This is a genomic window from Nocardia sp. (assembly GCF_025465275.1).
Taxonomy (GTDB): Bacteria; Actinomycetota; Actinomycetes; order Mycobacteriales; family Mycobacteriaceae; genus Nocardia.
Window position 1 is genome coordinate 49,056 of the sequence record NZ_JAODNK010000191.1, and the last position, 12,380, is coordinate 61,435.

12 protein-coding genes, 1 pseudogene and 1 riboswitch are annotated in these 12,380 nt (G+C 67.6%); of the genes and pseudogenes, 8 read left to right on the plus strand and 5 right to left on the minus strand.

Features of this window, described 5'->3' with window-relative positions; translation table 11 throughout:
• Nucleotides 1-116 precede the first annotated feature (116 nt).
• Nucleotides 117-1,430 carry an aminotransferase class V-fold PLP-dependent enzyme gene (locus JWN03_RS39290; protein ID WP_297626515.1) on the minus strand — a complete coding sequence of 438 codons (1,314 nt, stop codon included), beginning with the start codon at nt 1,428-1,430 and terminating at the stop codon, nt 117-119.
• A 52-nt stretch (nt 1,431-1,482) separates the two neighbouring features.
• Nucleotides 1,483-1,596, minus strand: a riboswitch (SAM riboswitch).
• A 181-nt stretch (nt 1,597-1,777) separates the two neighbouring features.
• Between JWN03_RS39290 and JWN03_RS39295 the strand changes: the two genes are divergently transcribed.
• Together JWN03_RS39295 and JWN03_RS39300 are read left to right on the plus strand one after the other, a co-directional pair.
• Nucleotides 1,778-2,434, plus strand: coding sequence for a biliverdin-producing heme oxygenase (locus JWN03_RS39295; protein ID WP_297626518.1), 657 nt, complete (start codon nt 1,778-1,780; stop codon nt 2,432-2,434).
• A gap of 132 nt (nt 2,435-2,566) precedes the next feature.
• Complete coding sequence (locus tag JWN03_RS39300) at nt 2,567-3,202, plus strand: LysE family translocator (RefSeq protein WP_297626521.1); 636 nt, start codon at nt 2,567-2,569, stop codon at nt 3,200-3,202.
• Between the two features lie 16 nt (nt 3,203-3,218).
• On the opposite strand, the gene JWN03_RS39305 is transcribed toward JWN03_RS39300, so the two are convergent.
• The 3 genes from JWN03_RS39305 to JWN03_RS39315 all read right to left on the minus strand — a co-directional run bounded on the left by JWN03_RS39305 (nt 3,219) and on the right by JWN03_RS39315 (nt 4,725).
• Complete coding sequence (locus JWN03_RS39305) at nt 3,219-3,683, minus strand: flavin reductase family protein (protein ID WP_441343143.1); 465 nt, start codon at nt 3,681-3,683, stop codon at nt 3,219-3,221.
• Nucleotides 3,684-3,891: 208 nt separating this feature from the next.
• Nucleotides 3,892-4,365: a YbaK/EbsC family protein gene (locus tag JWN03_RS39310; RefSeq protein WP_297626527.1), complete on the minus strand. Its 474-nt coding sequence runs from the start codon at nt 4,363-4,365 to the stop codon at nt 3,892-3,894.
• Nucleotides 4,366-4,404: 39 nt separating this feature from the next.
• Nucleotides 4,405-4,725, minus strand: a complete 321-nt coding sequence (locus JWN03_RS39315) for a 2-oxo-4-hydroxy-4-carboxy-5-ureidoimidazoline decarboxylase (protein WP_297626530.1) — start codon at nt 4,723-4,725, stop codon at nt 4,405-4,407.
• Nucleotides 4,726-4,870: 145 nt separating this feature from the next.
• On the opposite strand from JWN03_RS39315, the gene JWN03_RS39320 reads away from it, so the two are divergent.
• Nucleotides 4,871-5,692 carry a crotonase/enoyl-CoA hydratase family protein gene (locus tag JWN03_RS39320; protein ID WP_297626533.1) on the plus strand — a complete coding sequence of 274 codons (822 nt, stop codon included), beginning with the start codon at nt 4,871-4,873 and terminating at the stop codon, nt 5,690-5,692.
• A 242-nt stretch (nt 5,693-5,934) separates the two neighbouring features.
• The gene (locus tag JWN03_RS39325; protein WP_297626536.1) at nt 5,935-7,605 is read left to right on the plus strand and encodes an MDR family MFS transporter; all 1,671 of its coding nucleotides are present in this window, start codon (nt 5,935-5,937) and stop codon (nt 7,603-7,605) included.
• 62 nt (nt 7,606-7,667) lie between these two features.
• Here JWN03_RS39325 and ppa read toward each other — a convergent pair whose 3' ends face one another.
• Entirely contained in the window at nt 7,668-8,159 is a 492-nt protein-coding gene (ppa, locus tag JWN03_RS39330) for an inorganic diphosphatase (protein ID WP_297626538.1), read from the minus strand.
• A gap of 175 nt (nt 8,160-8,334) precedes the next feature.
• Between ppa and dacB the strand changes: the two genes are divergently transcribed.
• From dacB to JWN03_RS39350, 4 genes and pseudogenes are all read left to right on the plus strand, one after another.
• Nucleotides 8,335-9,768, plus strand: a complete 1,434-nt coding sequence (gene dacB / locus JWN03_RS39335) for a D-alanyl-D-alanine carboxypeptidase/D-alanyl-D-alanine endopeptidase (RefSeq protein WP_441343144.1) — start codon at nt 8,335-8,337, stop codon at nt 9,766-9,768.
• A 13-nt stretch (nt 9,769-9,781) separates the two neighbouring features.
• Complete coding sequence (locus JWN03_RS39340) at nt 9,782-10,912, plus strand: zinc-dependent metalloprotease (RefSeq protein WP_441343141.1); 1,131 nt, start codon at nt 9,782-9,784, stop codon at nt 10,910-10,912.
• A gap of 215 nt (nt 10,913-11,127) precedes the next feature.
• Nucleotides 11,128-12,090, plus strand: a complete 963-nt coding sequence (gene tilS, locus JWN03_RS39345; protein WP_297626556.1) for a tRNA lysidine(34) synthetase TilS — start codon at nt 11,128-11,130, stop codon at nt 12,088-12,090.
• A 16-nt stretch (nt 12,091-12,106) separates the two neighbouring features.
• Nucleotides 12,107-12,380, plus strand: a pseudogene (locus tag JWN03_RS39350) (hypoxanthine phosphoribosyltransferase); the annotation flags it as partial.

Below are 12,380 nucleotides of genomic sequence, written 5' to 3' on the forward strand. Positions count from 1 at the left end.
CTCTGGGGACTCGCGGCTCCACCTCTCTGCGCCGGGGCTACGCCCCAGAACCCCCAGGCCAGCCGGATTGGCCCGAAGCTCGGTGGGGTTCGAGGCTATCGATCTACCGCCACTGATCAGATCGCGCAGGGTGCTCCGCCCTCTGTACTGCTGCCGAAGGGGCGGGTTTCGGGGGCGGGGTTCCAGTGGCCTTCGGTTTTGGCGTAGGTCCAGGTGGGACCGTTTTCGACGAGGGTTGAGAGGGCGTCGATCAGGCGGTCTACGGCGGCGGCGGTGCTGCCGAGGCCGATGCTGGCGCGCAGGGCGGCGTCGACGCCGAGGCGGGCCAGCAGGGGGTGGGCGCAGAAGCGGCCGTCGCGGACGCCGATGCCGTGTTCGGCGGAGAGGTATGCGGCGACCTGGCCGGGTTCGAAACCGTCGACGGTGAAAGCGACAATGCCGACGGCGTCGGTGCTGTCCCGCCAGATGCGCAGGAAGTTCACGCCCGGAACGGTTTTCAGGCCGTAGCGCAGGCGGTGCGTGAGGTACTGCTCGTGCTCGCGGACGGTGGTCTCGTCGAGTTCGGCGAGGGCGTCACAGGCGGCGGCCAGCGCGGCCACGCCCAGCACATTGGGGGAACCGGCTTCGTGCCGCTGCGGGGCGGGCGCCCATTCGACGCCGTCGGCGGTCACCGAGCGGACCGCGCCGCCGCCCGCGAGGTACGGCTCGGCGGCATCGAGCCAGTCGCGCCGGCCGACCAGCACGCCCGCACCGAACGGCGCGTACGCCTTGTGCCCGGAGAAGGCCAGGTAGTCGATGCCGCTGGTCTGCAGGTCGATGCGGCGGTGCGGAGCCAGCTGGGCGGCGTCCACCAGGATCCGGGTGCCGCACTGGTGCGCGATCCAGGCCAGCCGCTCCAGCGGGAGCAGTTCGCCGGTGACGTTCGAGGCTCCCGTAATGGCAAGCAGCGCAGCGGGTTTGGTGCACAGTTCGGCCACCACGCGCTGGATGGTCTCCTCGATGGTGTCCGCGACCGGCACAACCCGGCGACCATTGCGGGTCCACGGCAGGAAGTTGGCGTGGTGTTCCACATCGAGGACCACGGTGTCGCCGGGCACGCAGGCCGCGAGCAGGTTCAGCGAATCGGTGGTGTTGCGGGTGAAGACCACGACCTGGTCATCGGCGGCATTCAGGAAGCGGGCGACCGAACCACGGGCGGCTTCGTAGCAGTCGGTGGAGACGCGGGAGGCGTAACCGGCGCCGCGGTGCACGCTGGCGTAGTACGGCAGCAGCTGCTGCACCCGGTCGGTGACCTGCGTCAATGCCGGTGCGCTGGCGGCATAGTCGAAGTTGGCGTAGGTGGTGGTCCCACCCTGCACGAGGGGTACCTGGAGATCACAACCGGAGACGGTGGCGAGAGCGGCGCAGGACTGGTCGGCAAAAGCAGTCATCACGAAATCCCATTCGGGCAAGGGACGCGCGATCAGAAAAAGAGTGATCGAGAGTCCGCGCTTGCCGCGCCCGGTCGGGCGGCGGCCCGGTCGTCACCTGGAGCACCCCACCGCGGAGGAGGGTTGCCGACCAGCTAGCCAGGGCTTGACGCTGGTACTCATGACCTGATTTGGAAGGCTTGCAGATTGGCCGCGGTCTTGTCAACCCCTTCCTGAAAATCATCCGAAAGTTGGAGAGGCAGGACCGCAAAGTTCGAATCGCGAGATCGTTGCTGAAGCGTATGGTCAAAGGGAAGTTAGGGTAGCCAAAGGCGGGCGCCCCCGGTTCGATCACGAGGAGCTCGACCATGTTGGACACCGCGCCGTTCTCGACGCTCATTCGCTCCGCGACCGAGCAGCAGCATGCCGAGGCCGAACACTCCACCTTCATGAGCGACCTGCTGCACGGGAAGCTCGGCGTCGAGGCCTTCTACCGCTACACCTCGCAGCTGTGGTTCGTCTACGACGCCCTCGAAAAGCATTCCGCCACACTGGCTTCCGACCCCGCCGCAGGGCCGTTCGTCAAGCCGGAGCTGAATCGCCTGGCCGCCCTCGAAATCGACCTCGCCTACCTCGGTGGCGCGAACTGGCGCGACGAGCTGACGGCCCTGCCGTCCACCGCCGCCTACGCCGCCCGCATCGAAGAGTGCGCGCAGACCTGGCCGGCCGGTTACGTGGTGCACCACTACACCCGCTACCTGGGCGATCTGTCCGGCGGACAGGTCATTCGCGGCACCGCCGAGAAGCTGTGGGACCTGCCCAAGAAGGGCGACGGCGTCCGCTTCTACGTCTTCGACGACATCTCCAACCCGGCCGCGTTCAAGCGCGAGTACCGGGAGAACCTGGACGGGCTGCCGATCGCCGGTCCGGATGTCGAGCGGGTGCTCGACGAAGCTCGTCTCGCATTCTCGATGAACACCGACGTGTTCCGCGAACTGGGCTCGGAATTCAGCGCGCGGAACTGAATCTCTGCTGCTCGGGGGAGCCGCCGGCCGTTCCCTCCGGATAGGGTCGGCGGCTTTCTATCTGTACCCGGTTTCGTACCGGAGCACGCCCCGGTCTTGCGCCGGAGCACTGTGGTGCGCTGCCATGGACGTGTGAGTTTCCCTCTGCTGCTGAGCTTTATCGGGCTGTGTGTACTGCTGGCCCTCACTCCCGGCCCGGATACCTTTCTGGTGCTGCGCTTCACGATGGCCGGGCGGCGCCCCGGTATCGCCGCGGCGGTCGGATCGTCCTTCGGCGGGCTCGTCTGGGCGGTGGTGGTCGCGGCGGGTGTCGCGGCGCTGCTGGAGCAGTCGGCGACGGCCTATCGCAGCTTGAAGGTGATCGGTGGAATCTACCTGCTGTACTTGGGCGTTCGCGCCCTGCTCGAGCACCGGCGCGGCCACGCGGCGGGCGCCCCGGACCTCACCGCGGACGGGGTGCAGGCGCAGCGGGTATCCGTTCGCTCGGCGTTCGCTGCGGGATTGCTGTCCTGCATTTTCAACCCGAAGGTCGGGTTGTTCTATCTCGCGGTGCTACCGCAGTTCCTGTCCCAGGTGACCTTCGCGAACACGCTCGGCCTCGGCGCCATCGAATGCACCATTGCCGCAATCGAAATGGTGCTGCTGGCGGTCGCGGCCTCGCGTGCGGTGGCACTGCTGCGGAAGCCGAAGGTGCGGGATCGGCTGGAACAGGTGAGCGCGGCCATCCTGGCGGCGCTGGGCCTCGGCACGGTGGCGTCGGCGGCCTGAGCGGCTCGCCGCGAGCTCAGTCGGCGATCTCGGCGCGGTGGTAGACGCCGTTGTAATAGACCAGCGGCCCGACAGCGGGCGCGTCCTCGGTGTTGTCGTGCACGTGGGTGACCAACCCGACCACCAGCGTGTGATCGCCGATGGGGATGAGCTGGTGCACGGTGGCCCGCACCCAGATCGGCGTGCCGTGCAGTACCGGCTCGCCGCTGGGCAGTGTGGTCCACAGCGACCGGTCGGTGAAGCGCTCGTCGGCAGTCCGGCTGAATCGCTGGGCCAAATGCTTCTGGTGTTCGCCGAGGAAGTGCACGACCACCGAATCGGCCTTCGACAGGGCGGTGAGGCTGGAGGAGGTCTCGGCGATATTGAACGAGATGAGCGGGGGCTGCGCCGACAGGGATGCGAACGAGGTGGCGGTGAAACCGACCGGACCGGCCCCGGAGTCCAGCGTGACGATGGTGACGCCCGCGGGATAGTGCCGCATGGCGGCGCGATACTGCTGTGCGGTGATGCCGCTCAGGTCGTCGGGCACGTGGAGCTCGGCGCCGGGCGTCGGAGAATCGGTCACCTTCCGAACCTACGTCTTCCGGGCGCCCGTTATTCCGCGCTGTGCGAAATATCGCGGGGTGGGGTGCGAGAAGTTGCGCGGGTTCGGGATCCCCCGAAACGACGCTAGGGGGGTGGGTAGGGGATCAGTCCACGTCTATGGCGAGACCTGCGGTGATTCGTACCAATTCTCCAAAAGTCGTGCGGAACATTGTGTTCGGATGCCCGCCGGCAGCCCACAGTTCCGAATGCCGGGACAGTGCGGTGTCGATGAAGGTGGGCAGATTGATCGGGTGCCCGACCGGGGCGACGCCGCCGACCGGCTGCCCGGTCACCTGCCGCACCATGGCGGCGGGTGCGCGGGTGAGCCTGCCTTCCAGGCGCTGACCGGTGTGATCGAGGTCGACCTGGTGTGCGCCGGAGACCAGCAGCAGCACCGGATCGTCGTCGAGCAGGAAAACCAGGGATTTGGTGATGGCCCCGATCTCCACGCCGAGGGCCTGGGCGGCATCCGCCGCGGTATGGGTGGCTTGCGGCTGAGTGAGAATCACCCCGTGATGGCCGCGGGCGATGAGCGTGTCGGAGACTTTGGAAGCGACCGGCGGCAGGGACCTGCGCATGGCACCAGAGTAGAGCGATTGCGGTGGATGTGCGGGGGATCAGTATTCGGGGTAGCCCTCTTCGGGACCGAGCATCCGCGTGAGGCGAGCGCGGGTGATGCGCACGAGTTCCGTGACGGTGCGCTCCGAAATGGTTTCGTGCACACATGAATCGAAGGCGCTGTCGAGTTCGGCGGGGGAGAGGGCGTGCAGTTCCCCGTCGGCAGCGGTGAACAGGGCGTCGTAGCCGGGGTAGGGCCGGCCGTCGGCGATCTTGGCAGCCCAGGTGAGGCTGCAGCAGCATTCGTACAGGGCGTGCACCGCGCGGTGCCGGGAAAACGTATTGAAGCGGTCGAGACCGATTCCATGATGCATCAACATCGGGATCTCCACACTCGGGAGTGCAGCTTGCGGACGTTTCAATCGTCCCGTTCTAGAGCGCTTGGAAACCAGTGCAGCCCAGCAGATTTAGCACAGGGTTTACACCGCCCTCCCGAACCGCCGGCACCCCCGATACGCTGGACCGATGACCGATTGGAAGGCTTTCGAGGTCGAAAGCAAGGACCACATCGCGACCGTGACGCTGACCGGTCCCGGCAAGGGCAATGCCATGGGCCCGGACTTCTGGCGCGAGTTGCCGCTCATCTTCGGCGAACTCGACGCCGACCCCGAGGTGCGGGCCATTGTCATCACCGGCGCGGGCAAGCATTTCTCCTACGGACTGGACCTGCCCGCTATGGCTCCGACGTTCGGCGCACTGCTTGCCGATCGCGCGCTGGCCGGGCCGCGCACCGGTTTCCTGCGTGAGGTGCGTGCCATGCAGGCTGCGGTCACCGCGGTCGCCGATTCCCACAAGCCGGTCATCGCGGCGGTCGCCGGCTGGTGCATCGGCGGCGGGCTGGATCTGATCGCGGCCGCGGATATCCGGTTGGCCAGCGCGGACGCGAAATTCAGCCTGCGCGAGGCGAAGGTGGCGATCGTCGCCGATATCGGGTCGCTGCACCGGCTGCCGGGCATTATCGGCGAGGGGCACCTGCGCGAACTCGCCTACACCGGCAAGGACATCGATGCCGCGCGCGCCGAGAAGATCGGCCTGATCAACGACGTCTACGCCGATCGGGAGGCCACGCTGGACGCGGCCTACGCGCTGGCGCGGGAGATCGCCGAGAACCCGCCGCTGGTGGTGCAGGGCATCAAGGATGTGCTGGATCAGCCCAGGGCGGGCAAGGTCGCCGACGGCCTGCGCTACGTCTCCGCCTGGAATGCCGCATTCCTGCCCTCGGAGGATCTGACCGAGGCCATCCAGGCGGTTTTCGAGAAGCGCGATCCGCGCTTCCAGGGGAAGTAGGTACTCCCAACTCTCGGGACTCGCGGCTCCACCTCTCTGCGCCGGTGCTCCGCCGCTGAAACCCCGTCCGAAGTCCGGCGACGCCCTCCGGGATCGGCAAACATGGTGCTAATGCATGACCTCGAGACCGCTTGCGACGCAAGCGGTCTCGAGTGGCTTTCGAGCCCGGACGCGGGGCCGAAAAAGGACTGCCAACCTCCGGTTCGACGCCTATCGTGGTGCGAGGGACCGGGAGGTTGAGCATGGCGACATCCGAGGTGACCGAATCGACCGGGGAGGGTGGCTTCACCCACCGGCAGATTCTGGTGATTCTGAGCGGGCTGCTACTCGGCATATTGCTGGCCGCGCTCGACCAGACCATTGTTTCCACGGCGATCCGCACCATCGCCGATGATCTGAACGGCTATTCGCTGCAGGCCTGGGCGACCACCGCGTACCTGATCACGGCCACGCTGGCCACGCCGCTGTACGGCAAGCTCTCGGATATGTACGGGCGCAAGCCCTTCTATCTCGCCGCCATCACCATCTTCCTGATCGGCTCGCTGCTGAGCGCGTTCTCGCAGTCGATGTACGAACTGGCCGTGTTCCGGGCGCTGCAGGGGCTGGGCGCGGGCGGGCTGATGTCGCTGGCGCTCACCATCGTCGGCGATATTGTCAGTCCCCGCGAAAGAGCCAAGTATCAGGGCTATTTCCTGGCCGTGTTCGGCACCTCCAGTGTCGTCGGGCCGGTCCTCGGCGGGCTGTTCGCCGGGCAGGACAGCATTCTCGGCATTGCGGGCTGGCGCTGGGTGTTCCTGGTGAATGTGCCGATCGGGCTGTTCACCCTGGTGGTGGTGACCCGCGCACTGCATCTGCCGGTGCGGGAGCGCTCGCGGGACCGGGTGGACTACTGGGGTGCGGCGGTGCTGGCCATCGCCCTCACGCCACTGCTGATCGTGGCTCAGCAGGGGCGCGAATGGGGTTGGGGCAGTGTGCGATCGGTGCTCTGCTATGTGGTCGGAGTGGTCGGCGTAATCGTCTTCGTGTGGGTGGAGCGGATGCTCGGGGATGCGGCGTTGATCCCGCTGCGCATCTTCCGGAACCGCACCTTCGCGCTCGGGGTGGTGATCTCGTTCGTAGTGGGCGCGGGCATGTTCGGCGGAATTCTGCTGCTGCCGCAGTATCTGCAGGCGGTGCGCGGGGCCAGTCCGATGATCGGCGGCCTGCAAATGATGCCCATGGTGCTGGGCATGATGGTCGGCTCGGTGATCTCGGGGCAGCTGATCTCGCGGACCGGCCGCTACCGCGCGTACACGCTGATCGGCGCGGGCATGATCACCCTCGGCCTGTTCCTGCTGCACTTCCTGCGCGCCGATACCGCGTACTGGATCGTGGTGCTGTTCATGCTGTGCGTGGGGTTCGGGCTGGGCAATCTCATGCAGCCGCTCATCATCGCGCTGCAGAATGCGTTGCCGCCCAAGGATATGGGCGTCTCGACGGCCGCGGCCACCTTCTTCCGGCAGATCGGCGGCACGCTGGGCGCGGCGGTATTCCTGTCCGTGCTGTTCACCCGGCTGGCGCCGAATATCCGCACCGAACTCGTTGCGGCAGGCCATGATCAGAAGTTCCAGCAGGCGCTGCTCAATGGCAGAACCGACGGCAATCCGGCGGATATGGCGCTGTCGCAAGGCTTGCTGAATCACGACACCTCGGCCGCACAGCACGTGCTCGCCGACAGCTCGGTGATTCAGCGCTTGAATCCGGTGCTGGCCAGGCCTTTCCAGGTCGGCTTCGCGGAATCGCTGTCCACGGTCTTCCTGACCACCTCCGCGGTGGCGCTGGTGGCGCTGGTGCTGGTCGTGTTCTGGAAAGAGGTGCCGCTGCGCACCACCGTGGGCGACGCCCCGGCCGAACCGGCTGCCGGCATCGGCTGATCACCCGAAAACAGCGGTGGGTGGCGCGTTTCCGCGCCACCCACCGGGTACATCGGGCGAAATCAGTGCTCGCCCTGGTCCTTCAGCCGCTGGATCGCCTCGACGACCAGAGTCTCCGCCTTGGCGCGGTTCTCCCAGCCCTCGACCTTGACCCACTTGCCGGGCTCGAGGTCCTTGTAGTGCTCGAAGAAGTGCGCGATCTCCTTGCGCTGGAACTCCGGGATGTCCTCGACGTCCTGGATGTGGTCCCAGCGCTTGTCGCCGGCGGGCACCGCGACGACCTTCTCGTCGCCGCCGGCCTCGTCGCTCATGATCAGCACGCCGACCGGGCGGGACTCCACGAGAACACCCGGGAACACGGGCTCGGGCAGCAGCACCATGCAGTCCAGCGGATCACCGTCGGAGCCGAGGGTGTTCTCGATGTAGCCGTAGTCGGCCGGGTACATCATCGGGGTGTACAGATAGCGATCCAAACGAATCCGACCGGTCTTGTGGTCTACCTCGTACTTATTGCGCTGACCCCGGGGGATCTCGATGAGGACGTCGAACTCCACGTCATCTCCTTCTTCGGTGCGGGTATGGCTGCCGACTCGCCAGCTCGTTCGGGGGAACGACTGCGCAACGAGGATAGTGTGGTGCCCGGGTACGTGGGTCCGGCAGGGACGCTCGGGCCTATCCCCATCACAGGTATCAGGGAGACAGCGGCAGGTGGCTCGGAACAAGCAGAACATCGGTGGGCTGGAGGCCAAGCGGCGTCGCAGAACCTGGATCGTAGTGGCATCCGCCCTGGTCGTTGTGGTGGGCGTGGCTGCCGGGGTGATCGTGACGCTGAAACCGTGGACGGACGAGTTCCGGCACGGAGGCTTGACGATCGCCGCACCGCCCTCGCCGGTCAAGCCGTTGCCGCAGGTCGCTCCGGCGCCCGCCACCGCACCGGCGCCGACCGCGAAAGGCCTGGCCGCGGCCCTCGCGCCGGTGATCGGGAATCCGGATCTGGGCGCCTTCGCCGGATCGGTCTCCGATGCCGACAGCGGGAACGTGCTGTGGACCGCCGATCCCGACAAGCCGATGATCCCGGCCTCCACCGCCAAGGTGCTCACCACCGCCGCGGCGCTGCTGGCGCTGCCGCCCGATCACCGGGTGACCACGCAGGTCGTCGCCGGTACGGCGCCCGGTGAGATCGTGCTCGTCGGCGGCGGCGACCCCACGCTGACGGCGCAGCCGGACGGTAGGGGCTACTACCCGAACGGGCCGCGACTGTCGGATCTGGTGTCGCAGATCAAGAGTTCCGGCCATCGGGCCGACAACATCGTGGTCGACACCTCGGCCTTCACCGGATCCTCGATGGCGCAGGGCTGGGATCCGGCGGATATCGCGGGCGGTTCCATCGCGCCCATCGATGCGGTGATGATCGACGGCGGCCGGCAGAACCCGCTGGTGGAGTACTCCCCGCGCAGTGCCACGCCCGGTCTGGACGCCGGACGGCAACTCGGCGCCGCACTCGGTATCGACCCGGGCAAGGTGCGCCTGGGCACGGCGCCCGCGGGTGCGGCGAAGCTCGCCTCCGTGCAGTCCGCGCCGCTGCGAGACCGGTTGCGCGACATGATGGTTCACTCTGACGATGTGCTCGCCGAGACCATCGGCCGTGAAATCGCCACCGCCACCGGTTCGGAGGCCTCGTTCACGGGTGTGGTGAACGCCATGGCCACGACTTTGCGCGCCGCCGGATTCGATACCACCGGCCTCACGCTGCTCGATGCCAGTGGGCTCTCGGTGGACGATACGGTGCCGCCGCGCCTGCTGGACCGCATCGTCACCGTCGCAGCGCTGCCGAACAGTGTTGGCAGCCAAGGGAATTCATCCGGAGTCAGCACCGCGGGCACGGTCGACGACCCGCTCGCGACCCTGCTCGACTACCTGCCCGTCGCCGGCGCCACCGGCTCGCTGTCGGACCGCTACACCGGGCGCGACCGGGTGGGCGCGGGCTGGGTGCGCGCCAAGACCGGAACTCTGGACGTGGCAAGCGCGTTGGTGGGGTATGTGCTGGACCACGATGGGCGCGTACTCACTTTCGCGTTGATGTCGAACCAGCGGCTGCCCGAACAGAGCCGCCCGGCATTGGACGCCATCGCGACCACACTGCGCAATTGTGGCTGCTCCTGACGGGTGGATGATTATGACCGGACCCGAACTCCCTGCCGCCCGGCCGGGCGCTGATGATCGTGGAGAGGCGTTGGTGAGCACCGGAATTCGCGAACTGTCCCGCCCCGCCAAATCCGGGCTGGCCGGTTCCGTCGATTGGAGTCTGGCCGCCCGCACCGGCGCCTTGCTGGTGCCGGCGGGGCCGAAGACCTCCCGCTACTCCGCCGAACAGGCGGTCGTCGAGCTGGCCGAGGCCTCCCGCCGGGCCGAGGGCCCGGTGCGGGAGGTGAGCCGGTTGATCGACGGTTCCGCCGTGCCCGAGGCCCGCATCGTGGACCGGCCGGGCTGGATCGCCGCCGCCGCCGAATCCATGGCGCAGCTCACCGGCACCGGTCTCGAGTCCGGTGAAAAGGGCAAATTTGTCGGTAAACCGGCGGGGATGCAGGCCGGGGCCATGCTGGCCTTCCTGTCCACCGCCATCCTCGGCCAGTACGACCCGTTCAGCGGGCCCGACGGCACCCTGCTGCTGGTCGCGCCCAACATCATGGCCGTGGAACGCGCACTCGGTGTGCCGCCCAGCGACTTCCGGCTCTGGGTGTGCCTGCACGAGGTCACGCACCGCGTGCAGTTCTCTTCCGCGCCCTGGCTGGCCGAATACATGCAGCGCAATGTCGAACTGCTCGGCGAGGCCGGGGACGAACCCATGGCCGATGTGCTCGGCCGCCTGACCGAGGCCGTCCGGGAGCGCCGCCGGGGTGTCGTGGATCCGGCCGGCGGCATGGTCGGACTGCTGCGCGCCACCCAGGCCGCACCGCAGCGCGAGGCCCTGGACCGGCTGCTCATGCTCGGCACCCTGCTGGAGGGGCACGCCGACCACATCATGGATGCCGTCGGACCGGCCGTGGTCCCGTCGGTCACCCGCATTCGCTCGGCCTTCGACCAGCGCCGCAAACGGCCCGGCAATCCGCTGCAGCGACTACTCCGCGCGCTACTGGGCATGGATGCCAAAGTGGCGCAATACGTTCGGGGCAAGGCCTTCGTCGACGAAGTGGTGGACACCGTCGGCATGGAGCACTTCAACACCATCTGGACCGACGCCGAAACCCTCCCGCGCATCGACGAGATCAGCGAGCCGCAGCGCTGGGTAACACGCGTCCTGGGCTGACCCCCTCGTCATCCCGGCACGCTTTTGGCCCGGGATCCACACAGTCCGCCCTTCACCATGGTTTGTAGATTCCGGCCAAAAGCATGCCGGAATGACGGGACGGACTTCGCGATCTCGATTGCTTGGGACGAGCAGGTTGTATTGCGCCGCGGGCGTGCGACGATCGGGGCGTGAACTCTCGTCCCCGGCTACCTGAGACCCGTGCCGCGCTGGAAATGCGTCATGCCGTGCGGGATTGGCTGGGCAGGTATGCGCCGCTCGGAGTGGTGGCGATCGGACTGTCCGGCGGGGCGGACTCGCTGGCGCTGACCGCTGCCGCTGTCGCCGAGGCCGATGCGGTGGATGCCCTTGTCGTGGATCACCGATTGCAGGACGGGTCCGCAGCTGTGGCGGCGGAGGCTGCCGCGGTCGCGATGCGATCGGGGTGCCGGACGGCCCGCGTACTGACCGTCGAGGTCGGGAGGGCCGGCGGCATGGAGGCAGCGGCCCGGCGCGCCCGCTATGCGGCGCTGGACGAGGCTCGGGACGGGCTGCCGGTGCTGCTCGGGCACACCCTCGACGATCAAGCCGAAACCGTGCTGCTCGGATTGGCGCGCGGGTCCGGTGGCCGATCGATTCAGGGCATGACGGAGTTCGCCGAACCGTGGGGGCGACCGCTGCTGGGAGTGCGGCGCGCGGTGACCCGGCAGTTGTGCGCGGATCTCGGGCTGACGCCCTGGGAGGACCCGCACAACAGCGCGCCGGAGTTCACCCGGGTGCGGCTGCGCAGCGAGGTGCTGCCGCTGCTGGAGGAGGTGCTCGGCGGGGGAGTGGCGGCCGCGCTGGCGCGCACCGCGGCCCAGTTACGGGAGGACGGCGCGGCTCTCGATGCAGTCGCCGATAATTTGCTGGAGGAGGCTCGTGATGGCAACGGGCTCGTGCTCGAGACGCTCACCACTGCCGAGCCCGCGCTGCGGCGGCGCGTCATTCGCGCATGGTTGCTCGGCGGCGGCGCAAAATCATTGACCGACAGCAATTTACGGGCGGTGGAGTCGCTGATCACCGACTGGCATGGGCAGGGCGGGGTCGCGGTCGCGGGTTCGGTCACCGGGACCAGGTTGGTTGCCGCGCGTGAACATGGCAGGCTCATACTGGGCTCGGACCACGGCGAATCTGATCGGGGTCGACATCATCACTGAAGGGAAACCAGCAGACGTGTACGGGGATGACATCGCGTCAGTGCTGATCAGCGAAGACCAGATCGCGGAGAAGATCGACGAGCTGGCCGCCTTGGTCGCCAAGCGTTATCCCGCCGATTCCCCCGAGGGTGATCTGCTGCTGGTGGGCGTGCTCAAGGGCGCCATCTTCTTCATGACGGATCTGGCCAAGAAGCTGACCGTGCCCACCCAGATGGAGTTCATGGCGGTCTCGTCCTACGGGTCCTCCACCTCGTCCTCGGGCGTGGTGCGGATCATGAAGGATCTGGACA